The sequence below is a fragment of the Kitasatospora sp. NPDC093550 genome (assembly GCF_044764985.1).
Lineage (GTDB): Bacteria > Actinomycetota > Actinomycetes > Streptomycetales > Streptomycetaceae > Kitasatospora.
The window spans coordinates 214,978-232,871 of sequence record NZ_JBIWJF010000003.1 but is presented as its reverse complement, the minus strand read 5'-3'; the positions used below and the strand labels follow the sequence as shown (position 1 = coordinate 232,871).

Annotated in this window: 19 protein-coding genes; 9 read left to right on the top strand and 10 right to left on the bottom strand. The window is 75.2% G+C overall.

Translation table 11 applies throughout. The features are described from left to right. Positions 1-4 precede the first annotated feature (4 nt). Genes ACIRD3_RS06475 through ACIRD3_RS06460 form a run of 4 tightly spaced genes read right to left on the bottom strand, consistent with a single transcriptional unit; the run spans position 5 to position 3,322 of the window. Positions 5-1,240, bottom strand: coding sequence for a beta-ketoacyl synthase N-terminal-like domain-containing protein (locus tag ACIRD3_RS06475; RefSeq protein ID WP_402212486.1), 1,236 nt, complete (start codon positions 1,238-1,240; stop codon positions 5-7). Next, complete coding sequence (locus tag ACIRD3_RS06470) at positions 1,237-1,533, bottom strand: acyl carrier protein (protein ID WP_402212483.1); 297 nt, start codon at positions 1,531-1,533, stop codon at positions 1,237-1,239. The genes ACIRD3_RS06475 and ACIRD3_RS06470 overlap by 4 nt, the downstream gene beginning before the upstream one ends. Next, on the bottom strand, positions 1,530-1,814 hold the full coding sequence (locus tag ACIRD3_RS06465; protein WP_402212480.1) for a phosphopantetheine-binding protein: 285 nt from the start codon (positions 1,812-1,814) through the stop codon (positions 1,530-1,532). Before ACIRD3_RS06465 ends, ACIRD3_RS06470 begins: the two co-directional genes overlap by 4 nt. 56 nt (positions 1,815-1,870) lie before the next feature. After that, the gene (locus ACIRD3_RS06460; RefSeq protein WP_402212477.1) at positions 1,871-3,322 is read right to left on the bottom strand and encodes a class I adenylate-forming enzyme family protein; all 1,452 of its coding nucleotides are present in this window, start codon (positions 3,320-3,322) and stop codon (positions 1,871-1,873) included. Between the two features lie 112 nt (positions 3,323-3,434). On the opposite strand from ACIRD3_RS06460, the gene ACIRD3_RS06455 reads away from it, so the two are divergent. The 4 genes from ACIRD3_RS06455 (at position 3,435) to ACIRD3_RS06440 (ending at position 7,818) form a co-directional block, all read left to right on the top strand. Continuing rightward, positions 3,435-4,604 (top strand): alpha-hydroxy acid oxidase, encoded by a 1,170-nt coding sequence (locus tag ACIRD3_RS06455; RefSeq protein ID WP_402212474.1) that lies wholly within the window; start codon positions 3,435-3,437, stop codon positions 4,602-4,604. Positions 4,605-4,655: 51 nt separating this feature from the next. Further along, complete coding sequence (locus tag ACIRD3_RS06450; protein ID WP_402212472.1) at positions 4,656-5,441, top strand: class I SAM-dependent methyltransferase; 786 nt, start codon at positions 4,656-4,658, stop codon at positions 5,439-5,441. A gap of 158 nt (positions 5,442-5,599) precedes the next feature. Next, positions 5,600-6,535, top strand: coding sequence for an alpha/beta hydrolase (locus ACIRD3_RS06445; RefSeq protein WP_402212469.1), 936 nt, complete (start codon positions 5,600-5,602; stop codon positions 6,533-6,535). Beyond that, positions 6,532-7,818 carry a PLP-dependent aminotransferase family protein gene (locus ACIRD3_RS06440; RefSeq protein ID WP_402212466.1) on the top strand — a complete coding sequence of 429 codons (1,287 nt, stop codon included), beginning with the start codon at positions 6,532-6,534 and terminating at the stop codon, positions 7,816-7,818. Before ACIRD3_RS06445 ends, ACIRD3_RS06440 begins: the two co-directional genes overlap by 4 nt. A gap of 69 nt (positions 7,819-7,887) precedes the next feature. Here the strand turns inward: ACIRD3_RS06440 and ACIRD3_RS06435 are convergent, their stop codons facing one another. From ACIRD3_RS06435 to ACIRD3_RS06420, 4 genes are all read right to left on the bottom strand, one after another. After that, positions 7,888-8,652: an ABC transporter permease gene (locus ACIRD3_RS06435; protein ID WP_402212463.1), complete on the bottom strand. Its 765-nt coding sequence runs from the start codon at positions 8,650-8,652 to the stop codon at positions 7,888-7,890. A 58-nt stretch (positions 8,653-8,710) separates the two neighbouring features. Next, positions 8,711-9,685, bottom strand: coding sequence for an ATP-binding cassette domain-containing protein (locus ACIRD3_RS06430; protein WP_402212462.1), 975 nt, complete (start codon positions 9,683-9,685; stop codon positions 8,711-8,713). Between the two features lie 149 nt (positions 9,686-9,834). Beyond that, positions 9,835-11,010 carry a glycosyltransferase gene (locus ACIRD3_RS06425; RefSeq protein ID WP_402212459.1) on the bottom strand — a complete coding sequence of 392 codons (1,176 nt, stop codon included), beginning with the start codon at positions 11,008-11,010 and terminating at the stop codon, positions 9,835-9,837. Then, the gene (locus ACIRD3_RS06420) at positions 11,007-11,306 is read right to left on the bottom strand and encodes a hypothetical protein (protein WP_402212456.1); all 300 of its coding nucleotides are present in this window, start codon (positions 11,304-11,306) and stop codon (positions 11,007-11,009) included. Before ACIRD3_RS06420 ends, ACIRD3_RS06425 begins: the two co-directional genes overlap by 4 nt. A 165-nt stretch (positions 11,307-11,471) precedes the next feature. On the opposite strand from ACIRD3_RS06420, the gene ACIRD3_RS06415 reads away from it, so the two are divergent. The 5 genes from ACIRD3_RS06415 (at position 11,472) to ACIRD3_RS06395 (ending at position 16,209) form a co-directional block, all read left to right on the top strand. Further along, a complete protein-coding gene (locus ACIRD3_RS06415; RefSeq protein WP_402212454.1) occupies positions 11,472-12,404 on the top strand; it encodes a 3-oxoacyl-[acyl-carrier-protein] synthase III C-terminal domain-containing protein in 933 nt (310 codons plus the stop codon). A gap of 83 nt (positions 12,405-12,487) precedes the next feature. Continuing rightward, the gene (locus tag ACIRD3_RS06410; protein WP_402212451.1) at positions 12,488-12,778 is read left to right on the top strand and encodes a phosphopantetheine-binding protein; all 291 of its coding nucleotides are present in this window, start codon (positions 12,488-12,490) and stop codon (positions 12,776-12,778) included. Positions 12,779-12,782: 4 nt separating this feature from the next. Beyond that, on the top strand, positions 12,783-13,622 hold the full coding sequence (locus ACIRD3_RS06405) for a hypothetical protein (RefSeq protein ID WP_402212449.1): 840 nt from the start codon (positions 12,783-12,785) through the stop codon (positions 13,620-13,622). Further along, positions 13,619-14,296 carry a 4'-phosphopantetheinyl transferase family protein gene (locus ACIRD3_RS06400; RefSeq protein WP_402212447.1) on the top strand — a complete coding sequence of 226 codons (678 nt, stop codon included), beginning with the start codon at positions 13,619-13,621 and terminating at the stop codon, positions 14,294-14,296. Before ACIRD3_RS06405 ends, ACIRD3_RS06400 begins: the two co-directional genes overlap by 4 nt. A 125-nt stretch (positions 14,297-14,421) precedes the next feature. Then, positions 14,422-16,209 carry a condensation domain-containing protein gene (locus tag ACIRD3_RS06395; RefSeq protein WP_402212444.1) on the top strand — a complete coding sequence of 596 codons (1,788 nt, stop codon included), beginning with the start codon at positions 14,422-14,424 and terminating at the stop codon, positions 16,207-16,209. Positions 16,210-16,417: 208 nt separating this feature from the next. Here ACIRD3_RS06395 and ACIRD3_RS06390 read toward each other — a convergent pair whose 3' ends face one another. Together ACIRD3_RS06390 and ACIRD3_RS06385 are read right to left on the bottom strand one after the other, a co-directional pair. Continuing rightward, a complete protein-coding gene (locus ACIRD3_RS06390; protein ID WP_402212442.1) occupies positions 16,418-17,083 on the bottom strand; it encodes a hypothetical protein in 666 nt (221 codons plus the stop codon). Between the two features lie 62 nt (positions 17,084-17,145). Beyond that, a complete protein-coding gene (locus ACIRD3_RS06385; RefSeq protein ID WP_402212440.1) occupies positions 17,146-17,778 on the bottom strand; it encodes an RNA polymerase sigma factor in 633 nt (210 codons plus the stop codon). Positions 17,779-17,894: the final 116 nt, after the last annotated feature.

Genomic DNA, 17,894 nt, shown 5'->3' with positions numbered 1-17,894 from the left:
GGTGTCATCCAGGGGCCAGCAGCAGGGCGGTGTTGGCGCCGCCGAAGGCGGAGTTGAGGCTGAGCGCGTAGGCGGGACGGGCGGCACGCGGGCCGTCCAGGACGAGGTCCAGGCCGACGTCCGGGTCCGGGCCGAGCCAGCCGGCGTTGACCGGCAGCAGGCCCGATTCCAACGCGCCGACGGTGACGGCGAGTTCGAGCAGGGCCGAGGCCTCCAGGGCGTGGCCGTGGACGGACTTGCTGGAGCTGACCGGCAGTCGGTCGGTGTGCCGGCCGAACACCCGCCGCAGGGCGCGCGCCTCGGCGAGGTCGGACAGCGGCGAGCCGGTGCCGTTGGCGTTGACGTAACCGACCTCGGCCGGGGCGACGCCCGCGCGGGCGAGCGCGGCCTCGACCGCCCGGGCCACTCCGGTGCCGTCCGGCTCGGGGCGGCAGACGTGGTGGGCGTCCCCGGAGCGGCCCCAGCCGGCCAGCCGGGCGAGCACGGTGGCACCGCGCCGGTCGGCGGCCGCGGCGGCCTCGACCACGACGGCGGCGGCCGCGTCGCCGAGCAGGGTGCCGGTCCGCCCGGCGCTGAACGGGCGCAGCTCGCCGTCCCTGGCCAGCGCGCGCCCGGCGTCGAAGACGGCGAACACGCCCGGCCCGACCAGGTGCACGGCGGCGACCAGCACCCGTTCGTGCCGCCCGGTGGCGACCAGCGCGGCGGCATCGGCGACGGCGGTCGCCGCCGCCACGCAGGCGCCGGTGTACACCCGGGTGACGCCCGGTGCCCCCCGGCTCGCGCGGAGGCCGGCGGCCACCGCGGTGGCGGTCACGCGGGTGCGCTCGTCGCTGTGCAGCGCGAGCAGGACGGGCAGCGCCGCGTGGTCGGCGGGGGTCAGCCCGGCCTGGTGGCAGGCCTGGCCGATCGCGTCGAGCACCGATTCGGCCGGCGGGACGGCGCCGGCCGGAGGCTCGGTGGGGCGACGTGCGGCACCGGGGCGCACGGAGTCCGGCAGCACGGAGTCCGGCAGCACGGAGTCGGGCGGCAGGGCGTCGGGCAACAGGGCGGCCCGGGTGGTGCGGCGACCGCTGACGTCGAAGCGGGTGACCGGAGCGAACGCCGCCTTGCCGTGGACCGCCGCCGCGGTCAGCGCGGTGAGCCCGCGCCCGGCGGCGCTGAGCACGCCCACGCCGGTGACGACCGGCCCGGCCCGCCCCAGCGGCCCGGGCGGGCCGGCGCCCGTGGCGAGGCCGGTCACGGCTGCGCGCCCGCGCGCCGCCCGGCCAGGACGGCGTCGCGCAGCAGTCCGGTCGCGTCGTCGACCGTCCGCACCGCGCCGAAGCTCTCGTCGTCCAGGTCCAGTTGCAGGCCGTAGCGCTGCTCGAACTCGGCGACCAGCCAGGTGAGTTCGAGTGAACCGAGTTCCTCGGGCACGGTGTCGGCGGCGCGCTGCCCGAACGCCGCCAGCATCGTGAGCACCTCGGTCCGGTCCGGGAGGCCGTCCGCGCCGTCCGCGCCGTCCGCGCCGTCCGCGCCGGGGGAGCCGGTCATGCGGCACTGCCGGAGGCGGCGGGGGAGGCGGTGAGGGCGTCGATCCGCCGGGCGACGTCGGCGGTGAACTCGTCCAGCGTCATCAGCGCGGTGGTCTCCATCTCGTCCAGGTCGAACTTGATCCCGAACTCGTCCTCGACCTGCACCGACAGGTCGGCCAGCGCGAGCGATTCGAGGTCCAGCCCGGCCGGGCCGAGGTCGGTGTCGCCGGTGACCTCGGAGACGTCGTACTGCATCTCGGTGAGGGCGGCGAGCACGAAGGCGCGGATGCGGTCCTGCATGGTGATGGACTCCTTGTCGGGCCTGTCGGGGGGGTGCGTGCGTGCGGTGCGTGCGGTCAGCGCGCGGCGGGCGCGGCGGTGACGGCGGCCGTGGCGGTGTCGCGCAGGGCGGCCGGGTCGCGCAGCAGCTTTCCGGTGGCGGTGCGGGGCAGTGCGGGGAGCAGGGCGAGCCGGCGAGGCCGCTTGTAGGCGGCGAGGCGGCGGGCCAGTCCGTCCTGGAGGAGGGCGAGGTCGGCGTCGGGTTCGGTGGCCAGGTAGGCCTCGATCGCGCCGCCGTCGAAGACGACCACCGCCTCGCGGACCTCGGGCAGTGCGGTGAGGGTCTGCTCGACCTCGGTGAGGTCGACCTTCAGCCCGCCGATCGAGACCTGGGAGTCCAGCCGGCCGAGCACGGTGACCAGCCCGTCGGCCCCGGACAGCTCGGCGGCGTCCCGGGTGTGCAGCCAGCCGTCCGACCAGCGCGTCGGGTCGTCCGGTCCGGGGTACGGGGAGGACGCCGCGCCGAGCTGCAACTCGCCCTGCACCAGGCGCAGTCGCATCCCGTGGACGGGGCGCTTGGCCGGGTGGAGGGTGCCGTCGAGGTCGGTGGCGATGACCCCGGTCTCGGTCATGCCGTACATGGTGCCGAGCGGGACGCCGTAGCGCCCGGTGAACAGCGCGGGCAGGCCCGGGCGGACCAGTTCCCCCGCGACGATCATCCGCCGCAGCCGGGGCAGCGGCGGGGGAGCGACCGTCCCCGCCAACAGCTCGGCGTGGAAGGGCACTCCGATGACGGTGGTCGGCCGGTCGGAGCCGGCGACCGCGGCCAGGATGCCCGCCGCCGTCATCCGCTCCGGCACGGTGAGCGCGGCGTGGGCGTACAGGCCGTTGAGCAGCCCGCCGACCAGCCCGAGCACGTGCACCACCGAGGAGAGCAGGACGACCCGCTCGCCCTCGCCCGGGAACTCCACCAGCCTGCCGTAGCAGTCCAGTTCCCGCAGCAGGTCGGAGGCGGTCCGGGCGATGACCTTGGCCGGGCCGGTCGATCCGGAGCTGAGCTGGACCAACGCGTGCCCGGTGCGGGCCGGCCGTCCGTCCGGCAGTGCGACGGCCACCGGGTCCACCTCGGAGAAGCCGCGCAGCGCCGCCGCGGGCCGGTGGGCGGAGCCTACCAGCACCTGCGGGGCCAGCCGCGCGACCGCCGCGTCGACCTCGTGGTCGGTCAACCGGTGGTCGAGCAGGGCGACTTGGGCGCCGAGCCGCCAGCATGCCAGCAGTACCGCGACGAACGCCACCGAGGGCGGCAGTCGCAGGGCGGCCGTCCCGCCGGGGCCGAGTCCGGCGGCCGCCAGCCGTACGGACTGCTCCGCGACCAGGGCGCGCAGGGCGTCCCGGTCGAGCGGCGCGCCGAGGTGCAGGCACTCCTCGTCGCCGGGGCCGGCCAGCAGGAGCCGGTCGACCCAGTCGCCGGGGGCGTCCGAGTGCGGCGGTGCGGAATGCGGAACTGAAGAGAGGGAAAAGCCGGTCAACGCGGCTCCACACACGTGAGGGGATTTGACATGAACGCCGTTCACAACCAAAGCGGTCAATTCCGTTGCCAGACCATGGCACAGACGTTTGGTCAAATCAAGGTCTATACCAATGTGGCCGTTGCTCCTACGCTGCCGAACCGGGACCGGTCCGCGCGTGGCCGTCCGGGAACGAGGAATGCCCGTGGGCGCACTCACGCTGGCCGGGATCGAGCGCGCCGCGCGCGCACAACTTCCGCCGGAAATATGGGATTTCATCGAAGGCGGCAGTGGTGATGAACGCACTCTGACGGCGAACCGGGAGATGTTCGGACGCTATGCGCTGCGTCCGCGCACCCTGGTCGACGTCTCCGCCTGCGATCCCGCGCTGACCCTGCTCGGCGCGCCGCTCGCCCTCCCGCTCGGCATCGCCCCGATGGCCTACCACCGGCTGGTCGACCCGGAGGGCGAGACCGCCACCGCGCGCGCCGCCGGCCGGGCCGGCGCCCTGCTGGTCGCCGGGATGTTCGCCAGCCGCACCCTGGAGGAGATCGCCGGGGCCGCCACCGGCCCGCTCTGGCTCCAGCTGTACTGGCTGCGCCGACGCGACGCCCTCGCCGCCCTGGTGGAGCGCGCCGAGGCGGCCGGGTACCGGGCCCTGGTGCTGACCGTGGACGCGCCCAGGATCGGCCGCCGGCTGCGCGACCTGCGCAACGGCTTCGCCATCCCGCCCGCCGTCCGCGCCGTCAACCTGGACCCGGCCCTGATGTCCACCAGCCACCGCGCCGCCAGCGGGAGTTCGGGCATCGCCGAGCACGCCCGTGAGCAGTTCGACCCCGCCCTGACCTGGGCCGACCTCGCCTGGCTGCGCGAGCGCACCCGGCTGCCGCTGGTCCTCAAGGGCATCCTGACCGCCGAGGACGCCCGGCTCGCCGTCGAGCACGGCGCCGACGCCGTCCTGGTCTCCAACCACGGCGGCCGCCAACTCGACGGGGCGGTGCCGGCCCTGGCCGCCCTGCCGGAGGTCGTCGAAGCCGTCCCGGCCGCGCTCCCGGTGCTGCTCGACGGCGGCGTACGGACCGGCGCGGACATCGCCGTCGCCCTCGCCCTCGGCGCCCGCTCCGTGCTGATCGGCCGCCCGGTGTTCTGGGGCCTCGCCACCGACGGCGAAGCCGGCGTGCACCGGGTGCTCGACCTGCTGCGCGAGGAACTGGAGCACACCCTGGCCCTGTTGGGCCGCCCCCGGCTCGCCGACCTGGACGGTACGGCCCTCGCCCGCTGGCCGTGCGGCGCCGCCGGCTGAACCCCGCGGCACCCGCACCCCGCCCCGCGTACCTTCGAGAGAGAGACCCGGATGACCGAGCAGACCACTGACCGCTTTCCCGGCTGGGACTGGGACGACCCCGCCGGCCTGGCCGTCCGCCTGGACGAGTTCAGCGCCGACGTCGCCACCTGCGGCACGCTCGAAGCGCACCCCGGCGGGCTCCCGCACGACCACGCCGGCTTCCGCGAACTCGGCCTCACCGGCATCGAGTTCGCCGCGTTCCGGACCGCCCACCCGCATGGCCTCGGCACCGACCTCGCCACCCTGACCGCCACCGGTAGCGGCGCCGCGACCGAGCCCGGCACCCTCTACCGGGTCGACGGCGACCGCTGGTTCACCCAGCTGGACATCGCCCGGCCGCTGCCCTTCGCCGACGCCTGCGTCGACTGGGTGTACGCCGAGCACCTGATCGAGCACGTCACCGTGCCCGTCGCGGTCGGCTGGCTGCGCGAGGCCCGCCGGGTGCTGCGCCCCGGCGGCGTCCTGCGGCTGACCACCCCCGACCTCGCCCGCTACCTGGTCGGCTACGCCACCGGTGACGGCTTCCTCGCCAAGCACCGCCGCCGGCTGACCACCCTCGGCTTCGGCCCGCCGATGCCCGCGCGCCCGGCCTTCCTGGTCAACCAGATCTTCCGCCACTACGGCCACCAGTGGATCTACGACCTGGACGAGCTACGGCACGTCCTCACGCTGGCCGGCTTCGCGCCCGAGCAGATCCGCCACTGCGCCTACCGCCAGGGCCTGCGCGCGGACGTGGCCGACCTCGACACGGCCTTCCGCACCGACGAGACGATCTACGTCGAGGCCGATCGCTGACCGCCCCGGACCGCCCACGGAGGCCCTGAGCCCGCACCCCGACGGCCGCACCTCCGGGCCGTCGGGCCCCCGGACCACCGAGCCCCCGGACCACCGGGCCCCCGGACCGCCGAGCCCCGACCGACGAACCCCGCCGCCCCAGAACGGGACCACCACCGATGCCCCTGCACCCCCAGGCCGAGGCCCTGCGCGCCCGGCGCGCGAGCAGCGGCGCACCGCCGCTCTACACCCTCACCCTCGCCGAGGCCCGCGCCGCCGACCTCGCCGACATCCGCGCCGCGGCCGGCACCCCCGAGCCGGTCGCCGCCGTCGAGGAGCACCGCTTCCCGGGCCCCGGCGGCGAACTCGCCCTGCGGCTCTACCGCCCCGAACCGCCAGGCCGCCGACTGCCCGCCCTGCTCTACCTGTTCGGCGGCGGCTGGACCCTCGGCTCGCCCGACACCAGCGACGCCGTCTGCCGCCGCCTCACCAACGCCGTCGGCTGCCTCACCGCCTCCGTCGGCTACCGGCTCGCCCCCGAACACCCCTTCCCCGCGGCCCTGCACGACTGCCGCGCGGCGCTCCTGGAACTCGTCGCCCGGGCCGAGGAGTTCGGCATCGACCCGGACCGCCTCGCGGTCGGCGGGGACAGCGCGGGCGGCAACCTGACCGCCGCCCTCACCCTGCTGCTGCGCGACGGCGGCGGCCCCGCCCTGCGCCACCAGCTGCTCGTCTACCCCAACACCGACCACCGCGCCGACACCCCCTCGCTGCGCGAACACGACGACCCGCTGCTCTTCAACCGCCGCTCGGTCGCCTGGTACTGGGGCCACTACCTGGCCGACCGGGCCGACGGCGCCGGTCCGTACGCCTCCCCGCTGCGCGCCGCCACCCTGGCCGGACTCCCGCCCGCGACCGTCCTCACCGCCGAGTACGACCCGCTGCGCGACGAGGGCGAGCAGTACGCCGAGGCGCTGCGCACCGCCGGGGTCCCGGTGGAGCTCCGCCGCTACGAGGGCGTGCCGCACGGCTTCTTCGCCATGACCGGCACCCTGGACGCCGCCGCCGAGGCCCAGGCGTACGCCGCCGAGCGGCTGCGGGAGGCCCTGCGGTGAAGCTCTCGACGGCCGACCTGCACGCCTCCCTCGCCGACCCGCTGCTGGACGCGATGACCTTCCTCAACGAGGTCACCACCCGCTACCCCGGAGCGGTCTCCTTCGCCCCCGGCCGCCCCTACGAGGGCTTCTTCGAGCCCGAGGACGTCCCGGCGCACCTGGAGCGCTTCCTGGCCCACCTCGCCGACCGCGGCCTCGACCGGGACGCCGTGCGCACCACGCTGTTCCAGTACGGCCCCACCAAGGGCATCGTGAACGACCTGGTCGCCCGCACCCTCGCCAACGACGAGGGCCTGACCGTCGCCCCCGAGGCCCTGGTGCTCACGGTCGGCGCCCAGGAGGGCATGCTGCTCACCCTGCGCGCGCTCTGCGCCGGACCGGACGACGTGCTGCTGGTCAGCTCGCCCTGCTACGTCGGCGTCACCGGCGCCGCCCGGCTGCTCGACCTGACCACCCGGCCCGTCCCCGAGGGCCCGGACGGCGGCCCCGACCCGGCGGCCGTCCGCGCCGCCACCCGGGCCGTCCGCGCCGAGGGCCGCCGCCCGCGCGCCCTCTACGTCGTCCCGGACTTCGCCAACCCCTCCGGCACCAGCATGCCGGTCGCGGCCCGCACCCGGCTGCTGGAGGCGGCCGCCGAGGAGGGCGTCCTGGTCATCGAGGACAACCCGTACGGCTTCTTCGCCCGCACGCCGGGCCCGCGGCCCACCCTGAAGGCGCTGGACCGGCACGGCCGGGTCGTCCACCTGGGATCCTTCGCGAAGACCTGCTTCCCCGGCGCCCGGCTCGGCTACGTCGTCGCCGACCAGGAGGTGGTGGGCCCCGCGGGCCGGCGCCGCCTGCTGGCCGACGAGCTGGCCAAGCTGAAGAGCATGACGACGGTCAACACGCCCGCGCTCAGCCAGGCCGTCATCGGCGGCATGCTGCTGGCGCACGACTGCCGGCTGCGCGCCGCCAACGCCCGCGCCACGGCCCACTACGCGGCCGGGATGGACACCCTGCTGCGGGAGCTGGACCGGCACTTCCCGGCCTCCGAGCGCCGGCGCCTGGGCGTCTCCTGGAACCGGCCGGACGGCGGCTTCTTCGCCGTCCTGACGGTGCCCTTCACGGCCGACGACGCGGCCATGGAACGCTGCGCCCGCGACCACGGGGTGCTGTGGACGCCGATGGCGCCGTTCTACCCGGCGGGCGGCGGTGAGCACCGGCTGCGGCTCTCGATCAGCTCCCTGACGCAGGCGCAGATCATCGACGGCGTGGCGAAGTTGGCGGCTTTCATCGGCTCGTGACGGCCGCGCGCGGATCCGCCGAAGGGGCCCGGCCCAGAGGGTGAGCCGGGCCCCTTCGACGTCGGCGTCTCAGCGCACCCGGGTGGAGAACAGCCGCGCCGACCAGTACACCGCCACGACGGTCATCACCACGACCACCAGCAGCCCCTGCCAGACCACGCTGTCCCCGGCGTGCCCGGAGAACAGCGCGCGCATGCCCTCCACCGCCCAGTAGAAGGGATTCCACCGGGCGAGCCGCTGCAGCCACTCCGGCGCCAGGGTGAGCGGCAGCAGCACCCCGGACAGCAGCGCGATCGGCTGCGCCAGGGTGTTCACCACCGGTGCCATCGCCGCGTCGGCGGGCACCATCAGCGCGATGCCGAAGGAGATCGCCGAGGTCATCAGCGCCAGCAGCCCCAGCAGCAGATAGGCGAGCAGCAGGTTCAGCGGGCTCACCCGCAGGCCGAACGGCAGCGCGATCAGGGTGATCAGGACGGCCTGCACCAGCAGCGCCACCATCTCCCGCAGCGCCCGTCCGAGCAGCAGCGCCAGCCGGCTCACCGGGGTCACCCGGGAGCGCTCGATGATCCCGGCCTTGAGCTCGCCGAGCAGGCTGAAACCGGTGAACAGCCCGCCGAAGATGCACAGCACCGCCAACAGGCCCGGTACGTACACCTGGTAGGCGTCGGCGTAGCTGTTCGCGCCCTCGGGGGCGAGCACCTTCTTCAGCAGCGGTGCGAACAGCAGCAGGTAGAACAGCGGTTGGATGATGCCGACGGCGATCCACACCGGGGTGCGGATCATGAGCAGCAGCTGGCGCTGGAAGACCAGCCAGGTGTCGCGGGCGAGCTTCACGGTCTCCCCAGGAGGTCGTACGGGTCCTCGCCCTGCGGGGCCCCGCAGGGCGAGCGGGTCAGGACTGCCGCAGCGAGCGGCCGGTGCGGGCCAGGAACACGTCGTCCAGGCTGGGCCGTTGGAGCTGGACGGTGCCGGGCGTGACACCCGTCGCCTCCAGGGCGCGCAGCAGCTGCGGGATGGCGGCGGCGCCGTCCTCCAGGTACAGCCGCAGCCCCTCGTCCCCGTCGGCCTCCAGCCGGTGCAGGTACGGCTGCGGGCGCAGCACCTGGGCCGCCCGTTCGGCGACGCCTTCGCCGCCGTCCAGGCCGACCAGCACGACGTCGCCGGAGATCTCGCGCTTGAGCGCCTCGGGGGTGCCCTCGGCGACGACCCGGCCGTGGTCGACGATGGCGACCCGGTCGCAGAGCGCGTCGGCCTCGTCCAGGTAGTGGGTGGTGACGACGACGGTCATGCCCTCGGTGCGCAGCCGGCGGATCTCCTCCCAGACGTGCGCCCGGCTGGCCGGGTCCAGTCCGACCGTCGGCTCGTCCAGGAACAGCACCCGGGGCTGGTGGATCACCCCGAGCGCGATGTCCACCCGGCGGCGCTGGCCGCCGGAGTAGGTGGCGCACGGCCGGTCGCCGAACTCGCCCAGGTCGAAGGCCTTGAGCGCGTCCTCGGCGGCCTGCACGGCCCGCGCCTTGGGCGCGCCGTACATCCGGGCCTGCAGCACCAGCTCCTCGCGGGCGCTGACGTTGTCGGTGGTGCCGCCGCCCTGGGCGACGTAGCCGATCCGGCGGCGGACCCCGGCCGGGTCGGTGAACAGGTCGGCGCCGGCGACGGCGGCCTGCCCGCCGTCGGGGCGGATGAGGGTGGCCAGCATGCGCAGGGTGGTGGTCTTCCCGGCGCCGTTGGGGCCGAGGAAGCCGAAGATCTCGCCGGCGGCGACCGAGAGGTCGATGCCGCGGACGGCGTCGACGGTCTGGTTCCCGTCGCCGCGGCGGGAGGTCTTCTTGCGGTAGGACTTGCGCAGTCCCGTGGTCTCGATCAACCGGAACTCCCGTACGGGGAAGGGCTGCCACGGCACCTGGGAAGGCGGTGCTCGGCACCTGCGGAGGGCGGTGCTGCTGCGACACCCTAGGGCGAACTCCGACCCGGAGACAATGGCCTAGACCAATGGACGTGTGATCTCCCGGTCTGCTAAAGGGTTCCGGGGCAGTCGGCTCGGCCGAGCGCCTCCAAGCGGTCCGCGGCCGCCACCGCGCCGCCGCCGGCCAGCAGGTCCTTCCCGACCCGAACCGCGTTGTCCCGGTACGCCGTCGTCCCGAGGACGGCCAGCAGCGCCGCTGCCAGCCGCTCCGGGGTGACCCGGGCGAACGGCACCCGCGGCCCGGCCCCGACCGCCGCCACCCGGGCGGCGACGAACGGCTGGTCGTGCCGGATCGGCGCGGTGACCAGCGGCAGTCCATGCGCCAGTGCCTCGCCCACGGTGTTCATCCCGCCGTGGCACAGCACCGCGTCCAGTTCGCCGCGGGCCATCAGCTCCAGCACCGGTGCCCGGTCCACCGCGAGCGCGTGCGGCGGGAGTTCGGGCAGCAGGGCGCGCGGCGCCGCGAACACCGGCTGCACGGACCCGCCGCACAGCTCCAGCGCCCGGACGGCCCGGGCCAGGAAGTCCGCGCCCAGCTCGCCGGCCAGCGTCCCCATGGTCACCAGTACCCGGCGGCGGCCCGGCAGCAGCCGCTCCCACGGGAATCCGGGATCGTGCGGACGGTCCGCGATCACCGGCCCGACCGCCGCGAGGGCCGGCGAGGGCGGCACGGTGGAGCCGGTCAGCGCCGGACCGCTGGTCGCCACCACCAGGGCGGGGGAGAACCGCGGGTCCACGTACTTCTCTGCCGGCAGCCGCGCGCGCTCCCACAGCCCGCGCAGCAGCCCGGTCATCCATGCCTCGACCCGCGGCAACGCCCGGTACGGGCGGCCCAGTTCCATCGCCCCGGGCGCGAAGCTCGCCCACGGCAGCCCGTGGCGGTGCGCGACCAGCGCACCCGCCGGGGTGTGCTGGTCGACCAGCAGCACGTCCGGCCGGTACTCCCGGACGGCGGCGTCCAGCGGCTTCGCGGTGAACCGCGCGTAGGGGAGGATGAAGCCCTCCCAGAGCGAGCGCAGCGCGGCCAGTCCGTGCCCGCCCTGCGCCCGGAACGCCCGGGTGCCGGTGCCGAGCACCCGGGCGTCGGCGCCGAGGAGCGGCCGCAGCACCGACTCCGTCCCCGTCCAGGCGACGTCGTGGCCGCGCGCGGTGAGCTCGGCGGCGATGCCCGCGGCCGGGTTGACGTGTCCGGTCAACGGGGGCATCACCAGCAGGAACCGGGTCATCGGGCACCCTCCTCGGGGAGCAGTCCTTGCAGGTCGGCGACCGTCAGTGCCTCCAGTGCGGCCAGGTCGAGCGCGGAGCGCAGCGCGGCCAGGTCGGCGGCGGGGCCGAAGCGCTCGCGCAGGCGCTCGGCCAGCACGGCGAGTTCGGTCTCGTCCAGCAGCAGGTCGCCGTCCAGGCGGGCGTCCGGAGTGACGCGGCCCGCCCAACCGGGCGGCCCGCCGGCGGCCTCGACCAGCAGCGCGACCAGCTCCGGATCCAACCGGGCCGCGGGGGAAGGGGGTTCGGGGTGTGCCATGACAGAGCTCCCACCTGCCCGGCGGCGCGGCGGCGAAGGGCGGCCGCACCGGCGAGCGGTCGACGGATTCGGGAGGGTGGCCGCCTCGGCGGCGGGGGCCCGCGGGCGCGTCTCGGGGTTCGAGATCACTTGTGCGACCCGGCGGGCGTCGGAATACTAGCCCGCGTGACCGCACTGGAGGCAGTGGCCGTTCACCTCCCCCCACACGCCGTGCCCATCGAGGCGGTGGGCGAGCGCATCGGCCTGACCCCACGTCAACTCCGTCTCTTCCGCCGCTTCCACGGCCTGGACCAGCTGCGTCTGGATCCGGCCGGGACGCTGCCCGACCTGCTCGACGCCGCCCTGGGCGGCCTGCCGGAGCTGCGCGGACGCGAACGCGACATCCGCTTCGTGATCCACGCCCGCAGCATGCCGGTGGCGGTGCCCCACCCGCTGAACCCCCTGCACGAGCTGCTCGCCGCCCGCGGCCTCGCGCACGCCAACGCCTTCACGGTGACCCACCACGCCTGCGCGGTGGGCCTGCTGGCCATCGACCTGGCCGGGCGGCTGCTGGCCTCCGATCCCGATCCGGCGGCGCTCGCGCTGGTCCTGGCGGGGGAGAAGACCTTCACCAAGGACGCCCAAGTGGTGCCCGAGACCGGCATCTTCGCCGAGGGCGCGGCCGCCTGCCTGGTCAGTGCCGGTGGCGAGCGCCACCGGGTGCTCTCCTTCGCGGTGCGCCAGCGCCCGGAGTTCGACGGCCGGCTGGCCGGGGACCCGGACCTGCTCGCCCGCTACCAGCGCGAGTACCCGAACGTGATGGTCGAGGCGATCGAGGCCGCCCTCGACCAGGCCGGTCTGGACCTCTCCGACCTGGCCGCGATCCTCCCGCACAACGTCAACCAGGCCTCCTGGCGGATGATCGCGCGCCGCATCGGCTACCCGATCGAGAAAGTCGTGCTGGACAACGTGCGGTCGGTCGGGCACAGTTTCGCTGCAGACGGCCTCATCAATCTTCACACCGCCTCCACGCGGGGGCTACTCCGCCGCGGCGACCCCTACCTGATCGCCGCCGCCGGCGTCGGAGCCACCTTCTCCGCGATGGCCCTGCAGTGCTGACGACCGGTCAGTGACCGGGGATCGTCGGCCACATCCCGAAGCCCTCAGGGCGCACTTCCCACGTACGACGGGACGGTACCCCCATGTCAGAACCCGTGGTCCAGACCACTGACCCCGAGCTGCGGGAGCGCATCCTGCACGGCATCGGCGAACTCCTGCCGCGCGTCCTCAAGCGCGAACTGCCCGAGATCCCGCAGGACGCCTGCCTCTTCGACGACCTCGGCCTCACCTCCGCCGGCACCATCGAACTCATCCTGGAACTGGAGGAGTCCCTGGACATCCAGGTGGACGTCGAGCAGATCACCGAGGACGACCTGCGCTCGGTCACCAGGCTCGCCGAGTACGTCGCCGGACACGTCATCCCCGAGGACTGACCGGGTGGCCCCCGGCCCCTCCGGCCTGCGGATCACCCGGGCGCTCGCCCGGTGCTCCGACGGCCGCTCGGAGACCGCGCTCGACCCGGACCTGCGGGCATTCGTCTCCGACCTGGTCCGCCCCTACGGCCTGCCCCTGCGCGAGGACCTGCTGCGCGAGGGCGCCGGCCACTCCTACGAGGAGCTCGCCGCCGGACTGCTGCGCGAGGCACTCGCCGAGGACCAGCCGGTGGACCTGCTGATCCTCGCCTTCGACACCCCGGACGTCCGCCCCGGCGCGCCGTCCTCGCTCGCGCTCAGCCGCTCCGTACCCGGCGGTCCGCTCGCCTTCGCGATCTGCGACCAGGGCACCGCCGCCGCGTTCACCGCCCTGCGGCTGGCCGCCGAGCACCAGCGCACCGGCGCCTGCCGGCGGGCCGTGGTGGTGCTCGCCGAGCAGACCGCCCTGCACTACGAACCGTCGGAGCCGGTCGCACTGCCGCAGCGGCACGCGGCGGTGGTGCTGGTCTGCGAGGAGGCCCCCGGCCCCGGCCTGGCCGTTCGGCAGTTCCCGGGCGCCCCGGCGCCGTCCGCACCGGAGCAGGCCGCACCGGAGCAGGCCGCACCGGCGCCGTCCCTGCCGGAGCAGGCCGTACGGGCCCGGGCCGAGGAGCTGGGGCCCGGGGTGGACGTCGTGCTCGACGGCGGCTTCGACCCGGAACAGGCCCCACCGGCCCAGCCGTTCACCGGCCTCTGGGAGCGGCTGGCCGAGCACCTGCCACGCTGGCGGGCGCGGGAGCGGCCGGTCCTGCTCGCCGGGTACGACCGGCGGCTCGGGGTGCTCAGCATGCTGACGCTCCCGTGACCGGGATCGGGTTCTGGTGCATCGATGCGGAGCAACCCGCGAGCTTCGTCGAGGAGTTGTGGCAGCTGCTCGATCCGCGGGAGCGCGCCCGGACGGCCGGCGCGAGTCCGGAGCTGCGCAGCCGCTTCACCGTGGTGCGCGGCGCCGTCCGGCAGCTGGTCGGGGCCCGGCTCGGGGTGCGCCCGGCCGGGCTGGTCTGGCGGCGCGGTCCGAACGGGAAGCCCGAGGTCGAGGGTGCCGAGGGCCTGGGGGTGAGCTGGTCCGCCTCGGGTGCGCTCGGGGTGCTGGCCCTCGCCGAGGGGCGCGCGGTCGGTGTCGACGTCGAGCGGCTCCACGACGCCCGGACGGCCGAGCGGATGGCGGCCCGCTGGTTCCCGTTCGAGGAGGCGCGCTCGGTCGCCGAGCCGGCCGAGCCCTCCGAGCGGGCGGCTCGGTTCACCGCGCTCTGGTGCCGCCGCGAGGCCTGCGTGAAGGCGTACGGCGGGCGGCTGACGCAGTCCTTCGGGGTGTCGGTGGCGGGTCCGTCCCCGGTGCTGGTGGGGGACCCGGGCGCCCTCGGTCCCGGTCCGGTCAGGCTCTGCGACGTCCCGGTCCCGGGGCCGTTCCGGGCCGCGGTGGCCACGCTCGGAGAACTGCCGTTACATGTCAACTCATCTGTATGGCAGGGAAATTGACGATCCATCGAATGCGGTCGACTGTGGTCTGGACCAACCTTCGAGGCCACTGGTAGCGTCCCGATCGCATCCCGGCCCAGGGCAGGCCCCAGCCCCCTCCCGGCGAGCCGAAAGGCGCGAACGACGTGACTCCGCACGACCTGATCCCCCGCGAGACGGCCCCCGGCGAGACGCCTCCCCGCGAGGCGGCCCCGCACGCCGCGGCTCCGAGCGGCGGCCGGCCGGCCGACCGGCGGATCGCCGTCCGGTTCGCGGCCGCGAGCAGCGGCTCCGGCCCGCTCACCCGCGGCCAGGACAACATGATCCGCTGCATCCGCAGCTCCGCCCCGGAGCAGATCAACAAGGACTCCGTCTGGCCGGTGCCGCCCGGCACCTCGCTCTCCTCGGGCCTGGTCGCCCTTCGCCTGCTGGTCGAGCGGCACGAGTCGTTGCGGACCTCCTTCCCGGTGGGCTCCGGCCCGGACGGCTTCCCGGATCGCCAGGTGGTGCACCCGAGCGGCCGGTTCACCGTGGCCGTGGTGGACGGCGGCACCGAGGACGACGGACGACTGGACGCGCTGGCAGCCCGGTTGGGTCGGGAGGACCTCCCCGTCCGGTTCGACCTCACGGCGGCGCCCCGGATCCGGTTCACCCTGGTCGCCCGGGGCGAGCGGCTGCTGCGCCTGGCCGCCGTGGTCTGCCACGCGGGTGCCGACGGCGCCGCCACCGCCGTCCTCATCCAGGACTGGTACGCCCTGGCCGCCGGGAAGCAGCTGCCCGCGGTCGCCGCCCCCACCCCGCTGCGGCTCGCGGCTGCGGAGCAGAGCAAGCAGGGCCGGCGGAAGGCGGCGGCGAGCCTGCGGCACTGGGCCCGGGTGCTGGGCACGGGCCCGCACACCGTCTTCGCCGACGCGCGCGTCACCGGCCCGCCGCGCGACCACGCCGCCCTGATGGTGCGTTCGCAGGCGGGGGCCGACCACCTCGCCGCCGTCTGCCGGCGGGTCGGCGCCAGCCCGTCCGTGGTCCTGCTCGCCGCGTTCGCCGCGCTGGTCGCCCACCGGGCGGGCCGCCGGGGCGAGCTGGTGATGTCGGCGCTCTCGGCCAACCGCCACCAGGCCGAGCTGATCGACCACGTCGGCACCCTCGCGCAGGACGCGCTGATCCTGCTGGACGCCGATGCTGCGGACCTCGACCAGCTGATCGGGCGCGCCAAGTCGGCTTCGCTGAAAGCCTATTGGCACAGCATCCTGGACGCCGAGCAGGTCTGGCAGCTGGTCGAGGACGTCGCCCACCGGCGCGGCTCCCGGTTCGCCCGCCAGGTGGTCGTCAACGACCTGAGCCTCACCGTCCCGCCCGCCGTGGCGCAGGCGCAACCGCTCCCGTCCGCGGATCCCGAACTGACCCCGCTGCCCAGCCCGGTGCTGCCGGTCCGGCTGATGCTCGCCATCCTGCGGATCACCGGCAGCCTGGACTTCGTCCTCGTCGCCTGCCCCCAGGTGCTCGACCCCGAGGAGGCGGAGGGCTTCGCCCGGGCCCTGCTCGCGGTGCTCGCGGCCGCCGCGGAGGGCCCGGTGCTGCTCGCCGACCTGCCCGCCGTGCTCGGCCCGTCGGCCGACGCGCGCGATGACGAGTGGCGGTTGGTCGACGGCAACTGGATCGACCTCGCGGCGGTCCGCGACCTGCTGGACGCCGCCGTGGGGAGCCATCGACTCGCCTTCAGGGACAACGAGTTGGTAGCCGAGATCACCACCGCCGATCCCGCACTCGACCCGGCCGCCGCCCACCGTGCCGTCGTCGCCGCTCTGCCGGGGCGCGACACCGCGATGGCGCCGCACCGTTACGTGGTCCGGCGCGCGACGCCGGACGGCGAGGAGGTCGAGTCCGGCCACGGCCGCGACCCGGAGATCGTCGCCCGGCTCTCCGCCCTCACCTGAAGCGCCCGCCCCTCACCTGAAGCGCTCGTCCTGACCTGAAGGCGCCCCGACACCCACCTGAACCGCCCACCCCGACCGACGTGTGCGGACTGACCGGCTTTCCCGACTCGCCCGATGCGCCCGACTCACCTGAAGGGATGACCAGCGGTCGCCGCGGTCCGCTCACCCCGACGGGTCCTCGCCGCCCACCCCGACGGACCGTCCCCCCTCACTCCGGCGCGTCCGCCCCGTCGGCGGCGAGCCCCCGCGCGAGGTCCCACGAACAGGAGGAGGTCGCCCCCGAGGTGAGCCCCCACGGGCTCGGGACCTCCTCGGCGTCGTCGCCCTGCAGCGGCAGCCGGTCGATCACCGCGACCAGTGCGGGCGGCAGCTGCGGCGCCAGCCCGCGGTGCACCCGGGACAGGATGTCGCGCCGGACGTCCTCCGGCAGCAGCGGTCTGGTCATCCGCAAGGGGCGTGGCCCGGTCGGGCGTTCGGCGGTGGCCAGCTGGTCCGACCAGGCCCGCCAGTAGTCGGCGTCCTCGGTCTCGCCGAGCATCAGGTGGTGCAGGTGCAGGCAGTAGGCGGCCGTCCCGCTGCCCGAACCGGCCGCGAAGCGCCACCAGAACTCGGCGCCCTCCTCCTTGCCGGTGGCGTACAGCAGTGCCCCGAACACCTCCGCCCCCTCCGGCTCGATCCGGCGCGCGTTGACCAGCAGGTCGAGGCCGCGGGAGGCGTCCGGCGCGCCCAGGACGAGGGCCACCACCAGGCCCAGCTCGAAGGCCGCCTGCTCGTGCTCCGAAGGCAGGTGGGCCGGGGCGGCCGTCAGCCGGGCCTGGCGGACCTCGGCGATCCGCTCGGCGTGGGCGCGTTCGGCCCGGGGCACGTGGAACACCGCGCGCCCCCCGCCCGTCGTGCACGCCCCGCTCGGCGAGGGCTCGACCGGCCGCCCGTCCGTCACAGGTCACCTCCGCGGTCCGGGAGTTCGCCGACCCCGAGCCGGCGCGCCAGGCGCTCGCGGGCGTGCCGGAGGTTGGAGTGCACCGTCGCCACCGGTCGGCCGAGGTACGCCGCGATCACCTTGACGTGCAGGCCCAGCAGGTAGCGCAGGATCACCACGTCCCTTTGGCGGTCCGGGAGGTCGAGGATCGCCGCGTACAGCCGCACCTCGTCCGCCTCGCTGTGCAGCAGGCCGTTCGCCACCTGCTTGAACGCGCCGATCACCGCCGCGAAGGTGACCGCCTCGACCTCCACCGGCTCCTCGGCGGACACCCAGTCCGAGACGTGCCGGTTGGCCAACCGCCAGGCGTACGCGGCCGGTTCCTCGAACCGCAGCACCTGGGGCCAGCAGCGCGCCAGGTCGGACTTGACCGCCTCGACCACCAGGGCGGCGTCGGCCTGGCTTCCTATCCTGGTCAACGCCAGGGCGTGCCAGGCGGGTTCATGCGTCTCGCAGAAGGCCGCGTAGGTGAGGTCCAGGCGGAGACCGAGGTCCGTGCCGACCGTGTTCTCCGGCTCCGGCCCACCGGTGGACTCCACTGCCGTGCCGGCCCGGTACCCGCGCACGGGGGCACCCCTGTCGATCGTCATCGAGCCTGCTTTCCGTGGCCGTCGACTGCTCGCCGGGCCACCCGAGGGTCGGGCTGTCCGTGACCATCCTCATTCCATCAGGCTTGTCACTCCAGGCTGCGCAGTGAATACAGATC